Origin of the sequence: Alkalibacterium putridalgicola (genome assembly GCF_040959045.1) — a bacterium.
Taxonomy (GTDB): Bacteria; Bacillota; Bacilli; order Lactobacillales; family Carnobacteriaceae_A; genus Alkalibacterium; species Alkalibacterium putridalgicola.
Genome location: NZ_CP162615.1, coordinates 101,944 through 122,453, shown reverse-complemented (window position 1 = coordinate 122,453; position 20,510 = coordinate 101,944). Strand labels below are relative to the sequence as shown.

Genomic DNA, 20,510 nt, shown 5'->3' with positions numbered 1-20,510 from the left:
ATTTTATTTATCACTGACTGTTTCAGCCAGTGTGGGTTTAAAGTTTTTCAAACGCAAAGCGTTGAGCAATACTGAAACCGAACTGAAACTCATTGCTGCCGCGGCAAAGGCCGGGTTCAGCAGAGGTCCGCCAAGCAGATACAAGCCGCCCATGGCGATAGGGATACCGACCACATTATAGGCAAAGGCCCAGAACAGATTCTGCTTGATGTTTTTCAGCGTGTCTTTACTCAATTCGATCGCTGTCAATACTTCTTTGATATCACTGCGCATCAGGACAACGTCTGCAGACTCTACAGCGACGTCCGTTCCCGATCCTATAGCTATGCCGATGTCTGCCTGTGCCAAAGCCGGTGCATCATTGATCCCGTCACCGACCATGGCGACTTTTTTGCCTTCCTGCTGAAGTTTCTTCACTTCGTTGGCTTTGTCTTCCGGCAAGACATCACTCAGGACACGGTCGATTCCAGCTTGTCTGGCAACGGCATTGGCTGTCCGGGTATTGTCCCCGGTGATCATGGCGATCTCGATCCCCTGTTTGTGCAGCGCTTCGATCGTTTCCACGCTGTTTTCTTTCAGAGTATCGGCTACGGCAATGATGCCTTCAACCGTATCGTTTATGGCCAGATACATCGGCGTTTTCCCTTCATCCGCCAGCTGGTTGGCTTTCAATTCCAGTTCAGCAATAGAGAAACCTTGTTCAGTCATCAGTTTTTTATTACCGAAATAAAGGGTAGCTGTGCCAACTTCTGCAAGCAGTCCCTGACCCGGGATCGCTTCAAAATGGGAGACATCGGTGAATGTCAGTTTGTCCTGTTCAGCCTGTTTGACAATCGCTTCGCCCAGCGGGTGTTCACTGCCTTTTTCAGCAGAAGCAGCCATCTGCAGCAAGGTTGCTTTTTCAAAACTTGACTGTTCTCTTACAACGATATCTGTGACGACGGGTTTCCCTTCTGTCAATGTACCGGTTTTATCAAACACGATGGTATCGACATTATGGATCGTTTCAAGAGCATCTCCACTTTTGATTAGGACACCGTGTTCAGCGCCTTTACCTGTTCCGACCATGATCGCGGTCGGAGTAGCCAGTCCTAAAGCACATGGACAAGCGATAACCAGCACAGATATCAATATTGTGAGCGCAAAGAGAAAACTCTGACCGGCGATCAGCCAGACTAAGCCGGACACCAGGGCAAGCCCCATCACGATCGGAACAAAGTAGCCTGTAATAATGTCCGCCAGCTTAGCGATCGGTGCTTTAGACCCCTGCGCTTCTTCAACAAGTTTGATGATCTGAGAAAGGGTCGTATCCTTGCCGACTTTAGTTGCACGGTAATCGATCGAGCCATTCTTGTTCATGCTGGCTCCGATGATCGTGTCCCCTGTTTCTTTTGCAACCGGCATGCTTTCTCCCGTAAGCATTGATTCATCCACAGCTGTACGCCCTTTGACTATGATTCCGTCTACCGGCATTTTTTTTCCCTGGACGTACACGGATGACATCACCGGGCGAGACTTCTTCGATCGCCACTTCTTCTTCCTGACCGTCATGGATGATGCGCGCTGTTTTCGGTGCCAGGTCCATCAGTTTCTGAATGGCTTCCGACATGCGGCCTTTTGAGCGCTCCTCCAGATATTTACCTAGGGTATGGAAAGCTAGGATAACTGCTGAGGTCTCATAATAAAGCATCATAGCTAAGTCAGCATTGTTGAAGAGAATGGCATAGGTAGCAGCCAGACTGTAAATAAATGCAGCAGAGGTCCCTAAAGCGATCAGAGAGTTCATATTGGGATGTCCTTTAGACAGCGTCTTGAAGCCCTGTTCAAAATATGTCTTACCCGACCAGACGACCGGCAGGGTCAGTGCTAACTGTAAGAGTGCATGGTTGCCCGGGTTCTGCATATGATCGATCACTGAAGGAAGCTCCAGTCCTACCATCGGCCCCATGGATATGATCAGCAGGGGAATGGTAAATGCCGCTGAAAGGATCGTACGTTTCTTATACATTTCTTCTTTAGACAGTTTCTCCGCTTCATCCGGACCGGTCATTTCAACCTGCTCCTCTTCTTGAGGGATAGCTTTATAACCAGAACCTGAAACAGCATCGGATATATCTCTTACAGAAAGTACCAGCGGATTATAGGTCACCGACATTTTTTCTGAAGCCAGATTGACCGATGCTTTTTCCATGCCGTTGAGTTTAGCTGCCGTTTTTTCTACTGTTGATGAACATGACGCACACGTCATGCCTTCGACATCAAAGGTTTTCGTCACGTATTGCGGCATGACCATTTTATATCCGGTCGCATCGATCTGTCTTTCCAGTTCTTCCGGATCAAAGGCGCCTTCTTCCACTTTGATGTTCAGTTTTTCTGAGGCCAGATTGACTGACGCGTCAGTCACACCGGCTAATTTCTGGGCCGTTTTTTCTACTGTAGCGGCGCATGAAGCACACGTCATGCCCTCAATAGGATATGATTTAGTTTCCAATTAATATTTCCTCCTTAATGTACACAGGAACATTGTCCAGGCGTACACGTGCATTTAACTTCTTCTGGAGCATCTGCTTTTTTCTTTTCAATAAGTGCTTCCAGACGTTCCAAGTCGCTTTTGCTGATGACACTTTTCTCCAGGATCGTCTCTACACTGCGGCCGACCTTTGTATCACACATCTGATCGAGTAGATCATCTATGGATTCGTCGATACTTTCTTTTTCAGAGACTAAAGGACTGTATTCGTACTTCCGTCCTTTTTGTTCTGTTGAAAGCAGGCCTTTTTTCACCAAACGGCCAATAAGCGTTTTGGTCGTAGCCAGTTTCCACTCTTTTTTTTCTTTTAAGATGTCGTTGATTTCTTTACTCGTAATCGGATGCGTCGTCCAGACGACGCGCATGATTTCCCATTCGGATGGCGAAATCTGATTCTCATGCATATGATCTTCTCCTTTTGTTTACATTAGTAAACGTTAAACTCTTTATATAGTTTACAACTGTAAACGTAAAATGTCAACAAAAAAACTATTCTTTCTGAAAAATTCAGTAAAGAATAGCCGTTTGGTATATTAAATCTTTATTCTATTAGATCATCACTTTAACTAGTGGCCCTGGGCTTCGTCCTCATTTGTCATACAGCTCAACTTGAGTCATATTCTGCGAAACAAGTTCCTTGAACTGTCTCATGTGAGCCTCAGTCTGAAAAAAACGTTTTGGTAAGACGAGGGCTTTATTCTTAGACAAATACAGCAGAAATATCTCTTTATGTTCCCGGGCTTTCAAAAAATCATCCCATTCGTACTGACTCCTCGATTGCCTGACATGCTGAATGACACTATCTCTGTTAAACGTGTAACTGATCTTTTGTTTGATCAGCTGGTCACTTTTATATTCTTTAACAGCTAAATGTTTGCGCAGTCTTTTAGCAAAGTAATATAACAAGCTTGATAATAAAAGAGACGGTATCCCTGCAATCAGGATGATCAATAGGACATCACCTGACATAGGGATCTGAAAAACTAAGAAAAGGATGATAAAGCAGAAGACAAAATATATTTTCAGTATATTTTTTAAATGATAGTGATTGTACTTGATAAAATCTTCCAAGGTGAGTTTCCCGGAAATGTGTACACTTTCTTCTGTTGCCAAAATTTTCTCTCCTTCAGTTTGTCCATGCGTTCTGTATAGATCAACTCTGTTTTCACTAGCTTGGTTATTCCACGATTCCTGATAAGATTATTCTGATGTTTCGCTTTTAGTCAGATCTTTAGCGGCAACACGCATTGGATCGATAAAAGGAACAGTTAGGTCCTTTGACTTTAAGACCAACTCTACTTCTGTACATCCACCAACGATCAACTCACACTGTTCTTCATCAATCAGACGTTCAGCCACTTCAAGCAGGAGCTGTTTGGGTTCTTGGCCTGTGTTCCCCTGTTTGATCCCATTATCGCCGTAAATCGCCTGCATCACCTTTTTCTCCTGTTCAAAGGCATTGGGATATACGATTTCTTTATCTTTGAGATACTGCTGAAACAACCCGGTCTCTTTTGTCGCACTCGTCGATAATACGCCTATTTTCTTTACGTCTGGATATTCCTCATCTATATAGCTGTTTAACCCTTTCAGCACATGGTGAAGCGGGATATCGATCTCTTTTTGAATAGCTTCATAAAAGTAATGTGCAGTCACACATGGCATGACTGCTACTGTCGCTCCTGCAGCTTGTAGATTTTTTGCTGTCATGACCATTTCTTCAACTGGAGAAGGGCCGTTATTTAATATAGCTGCTGTTCGATCAGGAATCTTGGGGTTACTATCGATAATGGTCCGAAAATGATCCTGGTCTTTTGATACATGTGTTTCTTTAATGACTTTGTAAAAGAAACTGGCCGTGGCTTCCGGTCCCATCCCACCTAAGATACCAATGATACGTTCGTTATTTTCCATAATATCCCTCCCTATGTGTTGTTAGTACTTACCAATTTTTTTGTTTTTTCGTGCTGTTTTAATGCAACTATCGTTGCTCTATCAATTGAAATGCAAAAAGGCACCTCTTCCCCCCTTAATCTGATAAAATGAAGTTTACCAAAACAAACATTCATCACTTAAGGAGTGAATAGAGATGCCTAATCTACTTCAGATTATCATGTATTTAGTTAATAAAATCAAGTGGCAAAATAAATTAATTCAACTTTTGAATGATTATATTACCTGGCTTGAAGACGAGGGTGACCGTCCACCTAAAGGGACCGATATCACAAAGCTTGATTACAACAAATTGACTCTTGATGATCCACCGAAAGTTGTCACAATTGAACGGGCGGACTTTAAAAACCTTCTAAAACAGGCCATAGAAGCAGGTAAACCGATCAAACCCATTCGTCGACAGAAATCATCTTCTGAAGTACCTGAACATATACGTTGTGCTAAGTGTAATGCACCACATAATTATCTCTATAAAAATAACGGTATGCAGGGACAATATCAGTGTAAGATTTGTTCTACTTTGTTTAGCGAAAAAAATCGTTATTCTAAAGATGTCATTCTAAAATGTCCTCACTGTGACAAGTGTCTTGAGAAGATTAAACAACGGTCCGAATTCGACATCTACAAGTGTAAAAATGACACCTGTCCTTATTATATTCAGGCGTTAAATCAATTGAGCGAAGAGCAGAAGGAACTCTATAATGTCGCTCCGTATTACTTAAAGTTACGATATGTCTACCGCCAGTTTCATCTTAAACTCGAAGACATCAAGTCCTATGGACTGATTGAGTCTCCAGTTGACTTAAATCGCATTCATGCCTCACCTCGATTATTAGGTGAGATTCTGACCTACCACGTTAATTACGGACTGCCTGCATCTAAAGTAGCCGCATTAATGTACGACATACACGGCGTAAAGATTGGTAGACAGACGGTATTAAACTATGCGGCAGCAGCTGGGGCTCAACTTTACACCCTTACGCAACATTACCCCTATGATCTCTCTGATCAAATTTGTGGAGACGAGACCTACATTCGTGTCGGGAAAAAATGGCACTATATCTGTTACTTCTTCGATGCGAAGAATAAAATCATCTTATCCCAAAGAGTGTCTGACAAACGCAATACTGAATTAGCAATCAGGGCCATTCATGATGTGCTTGACCACTATATAGCCAGTGAAATCCCTGAGGATTTGAACCTCATCGTTGATGGGAATCCCATTTACAAACTGGCTCAGCATTTCCTAGCCCAACATGATTTGAACTTTGATATCACTCAGGTCATAGGCTTAACCAACCAAGATGAGATCTCTAGACAGTATCGCCCACTTAAACAAATTATTGAGCGCTTGAACCGGACTTATAAAGGGAATTACCGTGGAACCCATGGATTTAAATCGCAAAACGGTGCACGTGCTCACGTTGCCTGCTTTGCTGCCTGTTTCAACTTTCTGCGTCCGCATCAGTCATTAGATGGCGAAGTTCCTGTGAGGATCCCATTTGTCCATGATGATGCGAAAACAATGCCCGACAAGTGGATCCGTTTATTATCTTTCGGGAACAGTGTTCTACAGTGCCAGGACTAATATTGTTTAACTGGTCTTACATATCTCTAAAAACTTCAAAAAACGAAGTTTTTTAAACATGCCTTCTTATACTTCTCGTTGCTTTACTGGGTCTGTTATAAAGCTATTTAATCTAGAAATGAGTGGATTATATTACCTTAATCGCCAGGAATCATCAAAAGAGCAACGAGTTTTTTTCAAAGCATAGTTTTTCATAGATTATTGGGAGTTACCGTGTTGTTTTCTCCTGAGTATCCACTTGTTTTTTATGATTTTACACAAAGTGAGTCAGGGTATTCCTTTCATTTATATATCTATTAGAGCTGCTCAATTAAACTGCTGGCTAGGACAGCCGTTTGTGATCAGTAAATAACAAGAATGTTTCTTTGTCAGATTTGGCTGATAACTGAAAATCCTGCTGATAGTCTTCGTGCCCTTTCCCTGATAGAACAATCAGAGTAGGCTCTGTGGCTTCTTCTACTAGTTGAGAAACAGCGAGCGTCCGGTCCAGGATAACACTTACTTTATCAGTCATGTCTCTTTCCCGAAAACGGTTATACTCCTTTTCCATCTCCTCCACACTGACACCATTCAGATCATCCAGAGTCAGAACGATTTCATCACTGTACTGTTTAGATACTTCCAGCATTTTTTCTCTTTTTGAAATATCACGATTACCTCTGAATCCAAACAGATGCACCAGTCTATAGTCGGAATACAACTCTCTGATCGTAGGTAGAAGTGCTTGCAGTGCTTCTGCTGTATGTGCATAGTCCACTATCCCACTTACCCGATCAGAGAGCTCATAAACTTCAAAGCGTCCAGGTATCACATCCATATCTTTCATCAGCTCTGATACATTCGTGAGATCATGCTGCAAGTCACTTAAAACAGTCAGTGCCAAAGATAAATTTGCGAGATTATATTTTCCAGGCAGAGGTAGACTGATTTCATAAGTTCTGTCCCCGATGACACATATTCCTCTCGAGGAATTTTCTAATCGATAACGCGTAAACTGGTCGTCTTCTCCTACAGTAATAACCGTCTTCTCTTCATCCACCAGCAGGTTTGTAAGCTTCTTTCCCCACTTACTCTCTTCATTTATGACTGCTTTTCCCGAACTTTTCAATAAATCGAATAACTTCTTTTTTGCTAAAAAGTACTCATCCATAGAATTGTGATAATCTAAATGATCATGCTGCAGATTAGTGAACAGTGCATAATCAAATGTCATGCCTTCCATACGGAACTGCTCAAGCCCCTGAGAAGATACTTCTATGACAGCAACTTGATCCTCCGATTCAGCCAGTGCTTTTTGAATCATTAAAGAATTGGGTGTTGTCAGATCACTCTTTGAGCGTTCATTATTCACTTCATTAAATACTGTACCGAAAAAAGAAACACTGTAGCCTTCCTTTCTCAACAAATGTCTTAAAAACAGACCAGTGGTTGTTTTTCCATTTGTCCCCGTCACTCCAATAACCAATTTATCCTCTGAAGGGTACTCGTAAAAACTGGCAGCCAGTTGTCCTAATATTTTTCTAGTGTTGTTCACATGTACATACGGAATCGTTTCTTGTTCGATGGGGCGTTGTCCAACAACGACACTGGCCCCTCTTTCTGCTGCTTCAGAAATAAATTTATGACCATCAGTTTTAAATCCCTGTATAGCGACAAATATATAGCCTTCTTGAACTTCTGAGGACTTATCGGTGATCCCCTTGATCTCAATTGTATCCGAAACAGTTTCCACATACAGCTCTGGTATGTTTCTGATTAATCTTCTCCATTCCACTATAATATCTCCTTAATTATTGGATTGCATTCGTTATACCTGCACTGCACTCTAGGGATGCATGGATCGCCTCACTGGGCAGGTGAAATTTCTTTCCATCTGGGGACGCTGTTAATCGTTTCACGGATAAAAAATTTACCGTTTCCTGCATCTTTCCCCAGATCTTCCAGGGCATCGACATCATTAAAATGCCACCATTCAGAAGCAAGGGGATTAAACCCCGCTTCGACCATATAATCCTGGAGTTTAAGTGCAGGCTGCGTCATTTCCGGATTGATTTCCAGTTTTTTCCAGCCTTCACGGTCGGCTGAGGCGATCGGTCTATTAAACACAGCTGACTCATCGCTTAATTCATGTATCGGGGTGTGCATGGTGTATTCCTTAAACTCTTTAACTCCCAGTGCTTTAAAATCTCCGATCGTCTGATCTGTCAATTCTTCCACTTCAGCAAGGCTGACGTCTAATGATAATCCGCGCTGGTGATTTGACACATTCATATTTATGAACCAGGTGATACTCCAAGGCTCACCAGTGATCCCTTCAGCTACTTCCTCATTTTCTTCGGCCAGCTTCTCCATCGACTCATTGACGAGCAGCTGAAGTTCTCTCGGTCGGAATGTTTCATATATGACGAGAGTATCTCCATTCTGGAGGGCAAGTTGCTGAGCATGAAAAACTTTTTTAGCCGTCTGATAAAGGATAGGCATAACATACTCTTCTTTTTCCAGTCGTTTATTATAATCGACCATTGGATTCAATGGTTCCCCCGTTAATTCAGGGATATCCATATAAGAGGTCTGAAAACGCGACGCGTAACTATTAGTATGATTGTAGAGAATGGATGGTACGACATCCGGCAAATTAATAAAAGCAAAGCGATGTTCGATCCAGCCTTTAAAAGATTCTGATTCTATAGACCAGTATTTTCCGCTTTCACCTTTTATCTCAAAGGGCGTCCCCGGTTTTAATTCCTGAAGAACTTTTGCATCAGCTTCAGGCTCTTCAAATAATGGCTGTGTCACTGACGTATATCCTGCGGCGCCGATAATAGGTAGTTCAAACGGTCCATCGAGGTGCCACATTGGCAGCTCATGCTCTACATTCGTATTTATCTCTTCATTCGAATCGCCGTCTTCAGTCTGTCCTGATGGAGTTTCACTGCCTTGTCTGCTCGGATCGTCCGCAGGTGTTCGCTGTAAGTATAGGACTATACTTACAATCACGATCGAAAAGAGCAGTATGATGATCAAGCCATTTAAGAACGGTTTCTGTTTCTTCAAAATCAAAGCTCCTTTTTCTGATAAACCACTAGTCTAGTCCATATTTATTTTATCTTTACACAGTATAAGACCTTGGATGCTTCAGGTCAAAACATCTTCAATGCATAAAGGAATATCAGATGCAGAGGATAGAACCAGTAGAAAGCCCACTTCGTGAACCAGGTTCTTTTCCCCGGTTTTCTATTGTAGTAATAAAAGAACGGCAATGCCAGCAGACTCCCGAAACGGTACGTGACTTCGGTCCCATACTGCTGCAGACCCGGTATGATATAGAATAACACTGTAATGACAACGAATCCTGTAAGCTTAAAGCCCATTCGCTCTCTGAACAAACCGAAGTTCAATACCCAAAGCACAGCAATATAATTCCAGTTTGCCGGGGCGGCAAGAATCAGGCTCGCTCCCACTATCAGGACTTTCCATATATCAGAAAGTTCGTCGTTCGTTGCTGCTGTCAGGGCAATCAGTCCCATCAGTAAAGACCAGAAGACACTGGTTGCCTGAAAAAAACCAAAACCAAAATATACAATATACGGTATATGGGAGATAAGCGCAAAGATAAACAGCCGTTTTGCGTAAGCTAGTTTATCTGACGTATAGTAATGACCTTCTGCCACGAGATAGGCGATCAACGGAGCTGCCAGCCGTCCAAACAAATGGAGTCCCCAGCTGGTCGCTGTTCCTTCTTCGGTAATCACCCGGGAGAAATGGTCGACAAACATAGAGGTGACCGCAACGATTTTAATCACATTGGCATTAAACCCGATATTTTTGATGTTTGTAGTCGAGAATGGCTTTTCCATCGTATCACTCCAATACTTTGAGTCAATAAGTTAACTGTCACCTAAAAATGATTCGTCGATCCCGGCCACGCGTTCGCCAAGAGGAGCCAGTACTTCTTCAGCATTTAGATCCGGACGTTTGTCAACGAGCTGATTCAGGATATATTTCGCTCCAAAGTCCATCCCCTGTGCCCCGCCGATGAGAACGACATCTCCTGCTTCGACTTGATCGAGACTAGACTCCAAAGCATCCGGCATTTCTTTATGCAGTTCGATCTCCACGCCGACTTTGTCCATCTCTTCTTTGAATGCCTCCAGTTCTTCCGGCAGGACATCATCTTTATCGATAACATGTGATTCACTCAGTGATACGATCACTTTTTCAAGACCTAATTTAGGCGCCCACTTTGCGAGAGTCTCCGCATTTTCACGGTTTGTTGTCACACCGCGGCTGCCTCTGATGGCATAGACGATATGCAGTTTTTTATAATCCATTTTCATCAACGTTTCCAAAGTGACTTCGATATTCCCTGCATTTGCAAAATGGTCGTCTACTATTTTAAAATCCTTCTCATAGATAAACTGGAAGCGACGTTCCACACCTTTGAAACTTTCGATGCCAGACTGGATCGTTTGGATATCTACTCCGCTGATCAAACCAATGGTTATAGCAGCCATCGCATTATAGACTGAATGGTAGCCAGCCACAGACAAGTGGATGTCAAATGCTGTTTTTTCAACAGTATCGCCATTGATCGTTTTAAAGGGTTTGTTGATCTCTACAGTAAAATTCCCTCTGCCAGTAGACAAATCAATGTCCCTGCACTGAAGAAAGCCTGATGTATCTTCAATACCGTAAGTAACGACAGATGCTGCCGTTTCAGTGGTCAGTGAAGCAGAATGCGCATCATCCAGATTCAATACTGCAAACTGATCTGATTTGGCCTCGCGTACCAGACTTGCTTTGGCATTAAAATATTCTTCGAATGAGCCATGTAAATCGATGTGTTCACGACTGATGTTATTCAGTGCTACGATATCAAACGAAACACTACCGACTCGGCTTAATTCCAGTGCGGAAGAAGAGACTTCCATTGTGACATGTGAAATGTTCTCCTTACGCATTCTGTCAAAATACCCGTGCAGATCCAGTGATTCCGGTGTAGTCAAAATACTCGGAACCAGTGTATCTCCATATTTCACCATGACTGTCCCGATCAGACCCGTCTTCCAGTTGTTTGCCTCTAAAATGGCATTCGTCATGAAGGACGTCGACGTTTTTCCGTTGGTGGCTGTGATGCCCACGAGTGTCATATCTTTGGATGGATGACCATAATACTGATCGCCTAATGCGGCAAGTGCTTTCCGGCTATCTTCCACGCGGTACTGCGGCACAGCGATCTCTGGAAGGAATTCCTCGACGATCAAGGCCACAGCCCCTCTATTTACAGCATCCTCTGCATACTGATGCCCATCTGTCTTATAACCTCTGATACACACGAACAACGAATCCCCCTGTACCTTGCTGGAATGATACGCGATCGTGCTGATTTCACTATTTTTTTCGTTCTTTGATTCTAATACATTTATAGCTGTGAGTAGCTCAGATAATTGCATAAGCTCGGTTCTCCTCTTTTAAGACATTCACTCAATACAAGAAAATCTCTTTTTATTTTCTTTTCACTATCTTATTTTTGACTTTATTAGCTAGACCACCGACATAGTGCAGGCCGGGTTTAGGATCACTGGCTGACCAGATCGATCCGACTCTTTTTTCCGTATAAGTTTTCAGGATGTTTTTCCACGTCAGCTGACCAGATTTTACGTACGCACGGGACGCATGCAGATCTTCATACATATAATGGAAAGCCAGATTGGTCGTTTCCGTTAAGCTGTCCTGTCCGATTTCCTGACCTGTCAGTTCTTTATAGGCTAAAAGTGGCATATTGAACCCCAGTTCTGTCAGCATCTGGTTAAAATTCGTGGTCCGGACATTGATCTCGATCAGGAAATATTCACCGGTCTGCTCATCTTTCTTGAACTCGATTTCTGCAAATCCTTTATAGCCGATCGCCTCCAGGAAAGGGGCCCCGATCTCATGAAGTTCCGGTACATATTTCTGCTTGATGTAAACAGACGCACCGAAGTTGATAGGATACTGGCGTTCTTTTTGAGCCGTCACCCAGTGTGTGACTTTAGAATCCTGATTCAAGTAGGCATCAAAGGTATACATATGATCATCAAATCCTTGCACCAGTTGCTGGACGACTACTTCGATACCAGCGTCTTTCGCTTTTTTCAAGCCTTCTTCCAGTTCATCCCGGTTCGTCACTTTGAAAAGTTTCTTGCGGAAGGTAGAGACAAAAGTCGAAGAATCAGACGGTTTGATGATGCAGGGATAGCCCAGTTCCTGTTCGACTCTTTCAATGACATCGTTCTGTTTGACCTGAATCGTTTTCGGCACGCGAACGTTGTGTTGTTGAGCCAAGACATACAGCTTGTCTTTATCGATCAGATCGCTCCAGAAGCCCTGTTTTGTCTGATTGATCAGATAAACCTCTTTCAGTTCATCCAAGTACGTGTCGATAAATTCCACATACGGATCCGCAGTGGGGTACAGGACAGGTTTATAGTCCTGATTTTTAGCATAGCCGATAAGGAAGTCTTTGAATTTTTCCGCTTCTTTACTGTAATGCGGTCCTATCAGTTTTTCAGTCACATACTTGGACTGACGGGCATAGGCCCCTTCCTCCTGATAGTCTACAACAGCGACCGGGACGCCATGTTTCCCAAGGCTCCTGATAATGCTCAGTCCGATATAATAATTATTGCCCAGTACGACTGCTTTATGTTTGGTTTCCATTCTTTACTCACTCTTTCCATTGCTTTGCTGACTGTCTGTACAGCATAAGCGGTATATCGTTTCAGCATAGATATCCATTGCCTTGTAAAATTCATCCAGATTTATACCCTCATTCTCCTGATGCTCTAGACTGATGCTTCCAGGGAAATGGGCACCGAACGCAACCATGTTCGGCATCGCACGTGCATAAGTGGCTCCGCCGGATACCATCGGCTTGTTTTCTGTGTCTCCTGTTTTTTCCTGGTAAATCGCCAGCAGTGACTGGACCAGCTCACTGTCTTCAGGCACATACAAGGAGTCCAGGAAATCATGTTCTTTGTATTCCAGTCCATATTCGCTGCTTATATTTTTTACTTTTTCTACGATGTCTTCTTTGTCATAAGTCACAGGGATCCTGATGTCCAGCATGGCTTCAGACGTATTTTCACTAATTTCCAGAGTGCCGACATTTAAAGTCAGTTCGCCTGACACTTCGTCTTTCACTTCACCGAACAGCGTTTCACCATTGGTTTCCATACCGATTTTCTCAGCTAAAAATGAAATCAGCGGGTGAGGCTGCAAGTCGACCAGACCCTGCGCCAGACGCGTCACGGCATTTTTCCCTTCACCGGCCTTGCTTGCATGCACACTTTTTCCTTCAACAACGATACCTTCTTCTGACTGATGATACGGAATGTCTTTGTCAGTCAGGATACGGCTCAGTTCTTCCAGGTGTCCGCCTTTGTATTCGGCCCGTTCCGGAACGACGTTAGGCGCACTTCCACACTGCAGTTTCAGTTTAGACGTCCCCGGTCCAACGACTCTGGCCTGGAGCAGACCTTTTTCAGCATAAGTGAGCGGGAATCTGGAATCCGGAACAAATCCGAGATCTGGGAAGTCTTCATGCTCTTTGTAATGATCCATACCGCGCCAGAGGATCTCTTCATCTGTACCGAAAATGAAACGAATTTTTTTATTAAAGGTTTTGCCGGCATCGACCACTGCTTTGAACGCATAAAGCGCCGCAACAGTAGGGCCTTTATCATCCTGTGAGCCACGTCCATAAAGTACGCCGTCACGTTCGACTCCTTTAAATGGATCGGATTTCCATTTCTCTGTATCGCCTTCCGGGACGACATCCAAGTGACAGAGGACGCCGACGGTTTCTTCGCCACTTCCATATTCTGCATAACCATAAAAGCCTTCTGGATCATAAAAAGTATCCATACCCAATTTGTCACAGATAGCCAGCGTTTCTTTCAACGCCCGGTCTATTTCTTTGCCGAACGGCGGATAAGTCTCCTCTGTCTCCTGACTTGTATTCACCGAAGGGATGCCGATCAGTTTCTTCAATAGTTGCAGGCTTTCACTTTTTATCGAATCTGTCAGATAATTTTCCATTGGTATGCTCCTCGTTTGTTCTATTTAAAATAGAACCTTTTTATTTGTCTTCTTGTTCATCACGTTACTTGATATGAGAAAAAAGTCAACTATTCCCATACTTTTTTCGGAAAAACTAATTTCTTCTATTATACCGTATAATTGTTTATCATTCTTTACGAATCCACTACGATTTTACCACTTCTCTCCTTTATTGCAGTTGCTAATACCTAAGTCTGGATCTGTCTGTCTGCTTCACTGCTGCTCATCCGTTTACATCCTGACCGATCGTCTTTCACTTTCTTTTGTAAAAGTTAAATTTAAGCTTGTTTTTATATTCAATAAAGCTATAATTATCAGGTAATTACAAATTTATGCATCTGCCTTATTTTTTTGTCAGGCAGTGACACTTTGTCATAATATGTTCAGATACACAGGAGTGATCACATGAAAAAAGATATGACCCACGGCAATCCGATCAAACTGATCCTTGGTTTTACCGTTCCTTTATTGATAGGGAACTTATTTCAGCAGCTCTACAATATGGCAGACGCCTATATCGTCAGTCAGACCATAGGGGTAACAGCCTTTTCAGCTATCGGTTCTACTTCTAGTCTTCAATTCTTGATACTTGGTCTGGCTATAGGGATCACAGCCGGCTTATCCGTCATAACGGCCCAGCGCTTCGGTCGCAAAGATGAAAAAGCCCTGCGAAAAAACCTGTCCACCGGTTTGATCATCAGCCTGACGATCGGCATCACGCTGACCTTTTTGACCACCACCTTTACAGAAGAGATCTTGACCATCATGAAAACACCTGATGAGACCTATGCCTATGCTTATGACTACTTGAATGTCATGTTCCGAGGCATCGGTGCTGTCATTCTTTTTAACTACCTGGCTAACCTACTGCGCGCTTTAGGCGACAGTAAAACACCGCTGTACTTTTTGATTGTTACTTCTATTTTAAATATTGTTCTGGACTATGTCTACATTCTTGTCTTTGACCTGGGTATAAGAGGAGCAGCTTTAGCGACCATCACGGCTCAAATCGTCTCCAGTATTCTGACGCTCTGGTTCATATGGAAGAAAGTGCCGCTCCTGCGTATCCACAAAGAAGACTGGAAACTGGATAAAGCGGAATTCAAGGAACATTTACGCATCGGTCTGCCTTATGGCTTTCAGTATTCCATTATCGCCATAGGCTCCGTTGCCATCACGATGACGCTCAATCAGCTCGGCGCACCAGCTGTCGCTGCCTTTACTGCCGCTCAGAAAATCGATTCAGTCGCCATGCTTCCTTTGCAGTCTTTCGGCATAACGATGTCGACCTATGCGGCTCAAAACTATGGGGCAAGGAAACTGAACCGGGTCTGGTACGGCGTGGATCAGGCGTTGAAGATGAGTATCGGATACAGTATCGTTATTGGTCTCGTCCTTATGATCTGGGGTAGAAACTTTGCCACTTTGTTTGTGGGTGCTGATGCCCCGGCTGAGATCCTTCAGATGATCCAGTATTATTTCCTGACGAATTCTTCATTATATGCTGTTCTTTCAGTCTTGTTCATCTACCGTCATACTCTGCAGGGCCTTGGCAACAGTCTGGCTCCAACTGTTGCGGGCATCGGTGAACTGCTGGCTCGTGTATTGGCTGCCGGCTTCCTGTCTGTCCATCTGGGCTTTTTAGGGACCGTCATCGCCAACCCACTCGCCTGGTTTGCCGCTTTCGTTCCTCTGGTATGGGCTTACCGTGCGACCAAGCGCGACTTGTCCGGCAGAATGCCTGTCAGTATCGAGACTGAACCGGATCTCACTCTTGATCAGCTGGAACCGTCACCCTCAAAAATCAAATAAGGTGTTAAAGAGCATGGATCTCAGTGATCCGTGCTCTTTTTATTTCTATCATTTTAATCATTCTCTCATTTTTCATATTTTGTCTACATTTTCAAAAATATCCTTTTAAATCAAGGAATGCCCCTGTTGAGCAAATGAAAACGGCTCCTATTTTCATGGTTTTTTCCGTTCACAAAACTGTCAAGTTTCCCTTCGTTTATGGGTTGTAATCAGATGTAATCTGCCTATACTTATCCAAAGACCTAAAAAATGAAGCTTATTGAAAACACGTCATAAAAGACATGAACATTACAAAACGGAGGAATCATTTTATGAACCAGGATATGACCAAAGGTAGTCCCTTAAAACTCATTTTACTCTTCACTTTACCTTTAGTGATCGGAAATATATTACAGCAAATGTACCAGATGGCAGATACGTACATCGTCAGTCAGACACTAGGCGTTAATGCCTTCGCAGCCGTCGGATCTACACACAGCATCAACGTCCTTGTCTTAGGACTTGCCATCGGATTGACATCCGGTCTGTCAGTAATCACCGCCCAGCGTTTCGGCAAGAAAGACGAAAAAGCCATCCGCGAAAACCTGGCAGCCAGCGTGATCATCGCCGGTGCCGTGAGTGTTGTGCTGACTGTACTAGCTGTTTCATTCAGAAGAAACATTTTAGAATTCATGAACACACCGCACGAACTGATCGGCTTTGCGAACGATTATCTGACCATGATGTTCATCGGCTTAAGCGGGATCGTCTTATTCAACCTCGTCTCAAACCTGCTGCGCGCCATCGGAAATACTAAAGCGCCGCTCGTCTTTCTGGCTATCGCATCCGTCTTGAACGTTGTTTTAGATTTAGCCTTCATTCTAGTGTTTGACATGGGTGTGGCCGGTGCCGGTTTAGCGACCGTCATTGCACAGTTCATCTCAGGCCTGATCGGACTCGTCTACATCAAACGCAGTGTGCCGCTTTTCCGCATCCATAAAGAAGACTGGGCTGCAGGAATGAAGCAGATCAAAGAACATTCAGCGATCGCATTCCCGATGGGCTTCCAGACATCGCTTATCGCTATTGGTATGATCGTTGTTTCTATGACGTTAAATACACTAGGACCTGAAGCTGTTGCGGCAACGACCGCTGCACAGAAAATCGATTCTCTGGCAACCAAGCCTTTGATGGCAATCGGTGTGACCATGGCGACCTATACCGCTCAGAACTACGGTGCAGACAAGCTTGACCGTGTCTGGGAAGGTGTTCAGAAAGTCCTGAAAGTCACCACCATCTATAGCGTTGTCGTCGGCGCCATCCTTATTTTCTTCGGCCAGTATTTCGCTCTGCTCTTTGTCGGACCTGAAAATACGGAGATCCTGGAAATGACTCGTCTGTACTTCATCACGAACTCAGCGTTTTATGTCCTGCTGTCATCACTGATCGTTCATCGTTATACGCTCCAGGGCTTAGGTAAAAGTACTGCGCCAACCCTTGCCGGCTTATTTGAACTCTTCGGCCGTGTCGGTGCCGTCCTGCTCTTGTCAAAATCACTCGGCTTTGTCGGCGTCGGCCTATCGAACCCGATCGCCTGGGTCGGTGCACTGTTCCCATTGCTTGGTTCATATTATGCACTGAAACGTCAGCTGACTGGTGGCAAAACAATCAGACCTTTCAAAAAACTGGCTAACGTCATCAAATAATCTATTTATAAGGTCCCAGCTGTCTATGCGATGGTTGGGATTTTTTGTTGTTTTGTTGAAGTGGCGTTGATTCGACGTACTCGCGGTAGTTTTTTACCGAGTGATGCTAATGGTGCCTTCATTGGGTGTACTCACGGTATTTGGGGTCTGAGTGATGCCATTGATGCTCTCATTCGACGTACTCACGGTATTTGGGGTCTGAGTGATGCCATTGATGCTCTCATTCGACGTACTCACGGTTATTTTTGTTGGAGTACGTCCATTGACGCCTTCATTCGACGTGCTCACGGTTATTTTTGTTGGAGTACGTCCATTGACGCCTTCATTCGACGTGCTCACGGTTATTTTTGTTGGAGCACGTCCTTTGACGCCTTCATTCGACGTGCTCACGGCTATTTTTGTTTCAGTACGTCCTTTGACGCCTTCATTCAACGTACCCACAGTTATTTTTATTGGAGTACGTCCATTGATCCCTTCATTGGGTGTACTCACGGTGTTCTGTGTCTGAGTGATGCCAATGATGCTCTCATTCGACGTGCTCAAGGCTATTTTTGTTTCAGTACGTCCATTGATCCCTTCATTGGGTGTACTCACGGTGTTTTGTGTCTGAGTGATGCCAATGATGCTCTCATTCGACGTGCTCATGGTGATCCATATATGAGCAATCCCAATCATCAATAATAACCGGTCTAAATTCAATAAGGTCTTGATCAGGCCCGCAGCCTGATCATTCATTCTTGAAGATCTTTTCAGTTTTTTCATTTTCACGTTGACACAGCAGCTGTATCATGTATATAATACAGCTAGCAGGTGTACTATCCACTTGATACACCTTGTGTTTTTTTATCCTTAGTGTATTAACCATTTAATACAGTTGCTCGCTTACTCATTTACTTTTCTTGGAAAGGACTGAACCAGTTGAATGTAACCTTCAATAAAAGAGACCCGATCTATCTCCAGGTCATACAGTATTTCAAACGGCAGATCGTATCAGGAGAATTTGATCCGGGAGACGAAATGCCTTCACGAAGACAGCTGGCTAACCAGCTTAAAATTAACCCGAACACTGTCCAGCGGGCTTACAGCGAAATGGAGGAACAGCGCTTGATCTATACAGAACCCAATCGTCCGAGCCGAGTGACTGCAGACCCGTCGGTGCTCAGTCAGTTAAAAAGAGAATGGCTGGATCAGGCGGTCAACACCTTTGTATCAGCCATCGATCCTATTGATATTCCTTTGGATGACATCGTTCATCTTATAGAAGAAAAAATGCATACAAGAAAGAAGGATACGCAATGATAGAACTTAAAAACGTACACAAGAGCTTTGGGCGTAAAAAAGTGCTCGACGGCATCTCTTTCACCGCCAACAAAGGCGAGATCACCTGTCTTGTCGGCGTCAATGGCGTTGGGAAAACAACGATCCTGAACGCCATAATGAACCTGACGCCTATTAAAAAGGGAGAAATAACCATCGACGGTGAAAAAATGGGTCCGGCTATGTACAATAAAGTCGCATTCATACCGGATGTCGCCATCATGCTGCCTCAAATGACAGTGCACGAAGCCATGGACTTTATGAAAGATTATTACAGCAGCTGGAACTGTAAACGAGCGAAAGAAATCGTCCGCTTTTTCCGGCTGAACATGCCAGACAAAATCTCTGAACTGTCGAAAGGGAATCAGGCCAAAGTAAATCTACTTATGGGACTGGCTTTAGATGTGGATTATGTTTTAATGGATGAGCCTTTTTCAGGTATCGATATTTTCACACGCGAACAGATCACTGAAGTCTTCAGCAGTCGCCTGGTCGAAGACCGTGGTGTACTGATCACGACGCATGAAATCTATGACATTGAACATCTTCTGGATAAAGTGGTCCTTTTGGATAATGGCGTCATTTACAAAGAATTCAATGCAGAAGAAATGCGCGAAACAGAAGGCAAATCTGTCGTTGACGTTATGAGGGAGGTTTATAATCAATGAAAAAATCACTACATACACTACTTAAATTAACGAATTTCGAACTGGAACGCTTGTCTAAACTCCTGTTTACCTTAATGGGACTGACCCTACTGATCAATCTGGTCGGTTACGTTTACACCCCGATGCAGCATATGGGAAAAATCAATGAATATATCGCTCAGAATTCTGCCACGCCCCAGCAGGCACTTGACACATTCGGCCGTTTCTCGTTCTACGATGTCACACAAACGCTCTGGATCGCCGGACCCATCGCTATCGGGGTCAGCGGTCTGCTCTTTTACGCCGTGTTCATCTGGTATAGAGAGTGGTTCGGGAAAAACACCTTTGCTTACCGCCTGCTCATGCTGCCGGTTTCACGGATGACACTGTATTTTTCAAAGCTGATCACCTTGTTTTTCGGCATATTCACACTGATTGCAACACAAATGATCTCGCTCTTTATCGGCTATCCGATCGTTTCAGCTATTATCGAAAGTACGTATTCAGCTGAAATCGGCCTGATGGAATCTTTACGGATGAATTTTTTATTCATTTATCTTTTCCCTTTAGAGCCTGGTTACTTTTTAGTGATCAACGGCATCGGTATGATCCTCCTGCTCGTTCTGTTTACAGTCATCCTTATGGAAAGAAGCTTTGCAGTGAAAGGCATCCTGCTGGGAATCGGCTACGCTGTCTGTTCTTTATCCATTGTTCTATTCCCTCTCTCCTTACCTGACTTACTGAAAAACAATTATATCTTATATGATTCAGAACTGATGATCATTGAAATCGTACTGATCACAATAGTCGGCGCCGTCTCATTACTGTTGAGCCGTCACTTGATCAATAAAAAAATCACGGTATAGAAAGGAACGAAT

18 protein-coding genes are annotated in these 20,510 nt (G+C 43.7%); 6 read left to right on the top strand and 12 right to left on the bottom strand.

The genetic code is table 11. The features are described from left to right. Nucleotides 1-3: 3 nt before the first annotated feature. From AB4027_RS00560 to AB4027_RS00540, 5 genes are all read right to left on the bottom strand, one after another. Nucleotides 4-1,503 carry a copper-translocating P-type ATPase gene (locus tag AB4027_RS00560; RefSeq protein WP_368645586.1) on the bottom strand — a complete coding sequence of 500 codons (1,500 nt, stop codon included), beginning with the start codon at nucleotides 1,501-1,503 and terminating at the stop codon, nucleotides 4-6. Then, the gene (locus tag AB4027_RS00555) at nucleotides 1,427-2,491 is read right to left on the bottom strand and encodes a copper ion binding protein (protein WP_368645585.1); all 1,065 of its coding nucleotides are present in this window, start codon (nucleotides 2,489-2,491) and stop codon (nucleotides 1,427-1,429) included. The genes AB4027_RS00560 and AB4027_RS00555 overlap by 77 nt, the downstream gene beginning before the upstream one ends. A gap of 14 nt (nucleotides 2,492-2,505) precedes the next feature. Continuing rightward, the gene (locus AB4027_RS00550) at nucleotides 2,506-2,934 is read right to left on the bottom strand and encodes a CopY/TcrY family copper transport repressor (RefSeq protein WP_368645584.1); all 429 of its coding nucleotides are present in this window, start codon (nucleotides 2,932-2,934) and stop codon (nucleotides 2,506-2,508) included. A gap of 184 nt (nucleotides 2,935-3,118) precedes the next feature. Then, the gene (locus AB4027_RS00545; protein ID WP_368645583.1) at nucleotides 3,119-3,643 is read right to left on the bottom strand and encodes a YcxB family protein; all 525 of its coding nucleotides are present in this window, start codon (nucleotides 3,641-3,643) and stop codon (nucleotides 3,119-3,121) included. Between the two features lie 87 nt (nucleotides 3,644-3,730). Next, nucleotides 3,731-4,444 (bottom strand): aspartate/glutamate racemase family protein, encoded by a 714-nt coding sequence (locus AB4027_RS00540; RefSeq protein WP_368645582.1) that lies wholly within the window; start codon nucleotides 4,442-4,444, stop codon nucleotides 3,731-3,733. A gap of 175 nt (nucleotides 4,445-4,619) precedes the next feature. Here AB4027_RS00540 and AB4027_RS00535 point away from each other — a divergent pair, with 175 nt between their 5' ends. Then, complete coding sequence (locus AB4027_RS00535) at nucleotides 4,620-6,071, top strand: transposase (protein WP_368645581.1); 1,452 nt, start codon at nucleotides 4,620-4,622, stop codon at nucleotides 6,069-6,071. 322 nt (nucleotides 6,072-6,393) lie between these two features. On the opposite strand, the gene AB4027_RS00530 is transcribed toward AB4027_RS00535, so the two are convergent. The 6 genes from AB4027_RS00530 to AB4027_RS00505 all read right to left on the bottom strand — a co-directional run bounded on the left by AB4027_RS00530 (nucleotide 6,394) and on the right by AB4027_RS00505 (nucleotide 14,150). Next, nucleotides 6,394-7,845, bottom strand: coding sequence for a UDP-N-acetylmuramoyl-L-alanyl-D-glutamate--2,6-diaminopimelate ligase (locus AB4027_RS00530; RefSeq protein ID WP_368645580.1), 1,452 nt, complete (start codon nucleotides 7,843-7,845; stop codon nucleotides 6,394-6,396). A 71-nt stretch (nucleotides 7,846-7,916) separates the two neighbouring features. Next, on the bottom strand, nucleotides 7,917-9,125 hold the full coding sequence (locus tag AB4027_RS00525) for a M15 family metallopeptidase (RefSeq protein ID WP_368645579.1): 1,209 nt from the start codon (nucleotides 9,123-9,125) through the stop codon (nucleotides 7,917-7,919). An 86-nt stretch (nucleotides 9,126-9,211) separates the two neighbouring features. Continuing rightward, complete coding sequence (locus tag AB4027_RS00520) at nucleotides 9,212-9,928, bottom strand: TraX family protein (protein WP_091489730.1); 717 nt, start codon at nucleotides 9,926-9,928, stop codon at nucleotides 9,212-9,214. Between the two features lie 30 nt (nucleotides 9,929-9,958). Further along, on the bottom strand, nucleotides 9,959-11,524 hold the full coding sequence (locus tag AB4027_RS00515; protein WP_368645578.1) for a Mur ligase family protein: 1,566 nt from the start codon (nucleotides 11,522-11,524) through the stop codon (nucleotides 9,959-9,961). A gap of 52 nt (nucleotides 11,525-11,576) precedes the next feature. Next, entirely contained in the window at nucleotides 11,577-12,770 is a 1,194-nt protein-coding gene (locus tag AB4027_RS00510) for a carboxylate--amine ligase (RefSeq protein ID WP_368645577.1), read from the bottom strand. Between the two features lie 3 nt (nucleotides 12,771-12,773). Further along, nucleotides 12,774-14,150 carry a M20 family metallopeptidase gene (locus AB4027_RS00505; protein WP_368645576.1) on the bottom strand — a complete coding sequence of 459 codons (1,377 nt, stop codon included), beginning with the start codon at nucleotides 14,148-14,150 and terminating at the stop codon, nucleotides 12,774-12,776. A 426-nt stretch (nucleotides 14,151-14,576) separates the two neighbouring features. Here AB4027_RS00505 and AB4027_RS00500 point away from each other — a divergent pair, with 426 nt between their 5' ends. Continuing rightward, the gene (locus tag AB4027_RS00500; protein ID WP_368645575.1) at nucleotides 14,577-15,983 is read left to right on the top strand and encodes an MATE family efflux transporter; all 1,407 of its coding nucleotides are present in this window, start codon (nucleotides 14,577-14,579) and stop codon (nucleotides 15,981-15,983) included. Between the two features lie 311 nt (nucleotides 15,984-16,294). Next, on the top strand, nucleotides 16,295-17,668 hold the full coding sequence (locus tag AB4027_RS00495; protein WP_368645574.1) for an MATE family efflux transporter: 1,374 nt from the start codon (nucleotides 16,295-16,297) through the stop codon (nucleotides 17,666-17,668). 93 nt (nucleotides 17,669-17,761) lie between these two features. Here AB4027_RS00495 and AB4027_RS00490 read toward each other — a convergent pair whose 3' ends face one another. Next, nucleotides 17,762-18,403 (bottom strand): hypothetical protein, encoded by a 642-nt coding sequence (locus tag AB4027_RS00490; RefSeq protein WP_368645573.1) that lies wholly within the window; start codon nucleotides 18,401-18,403, stop codon nucleotides 17,762-17,764. A gap of 183 nt (nucleotides 18,404-18,586) precedes the next feature. On the opposite strand from AB4027_RS00490, the gene AB4027_RS00485 reads away from it, so the two are divergent. The 3 genes from AB4027_RS00485 to AB4027_RS00475 are packed head-to-tail and all read left to right on the top strand — an operon-like array spanning nucleotide 18,587 to nucleotide 20,498. After that, nucleotides 18,587-18,967, top strand: a complete 381-nt coding sequence (locus AB4027_RS00485) for a GntR family transcriptional regulator (protein ID WP_368645572.1) — start codon at nucleotides 18,587-18,589, stop codon at nucleotides 18,965-18,967. Further along, nucleotides 18,964-19,653, top strand: a complete 690-nt coding sequence (locus tag AB4027_RS00480; protein ID WP_368645571.1) for an ATP-binding cassette domain-containing protein — start codon at nucleotides 18,964-18,966, stop codon at nucleotides 19,651-19,653. The genes AB4027_RS00485 and AB4027_RS00480 overlap by 4 nt, the downstream gene beginning before the upstream one ends. Beyond that, entirely contained in the window at nucleotides 19,650-20,498 is an 849-nt protein-coding gene (locus AB4027_RS00475; RefSeq protein WP_368645570.1) for a hypothetical protein, read from the top strand. Before AB4027_RS00480 ends, AB4027_RS00475 begins: the two co-directional genes overlap by 4 nt. Nucleotides 20,499-20,510: the final 12 nt, after the last annotated feature.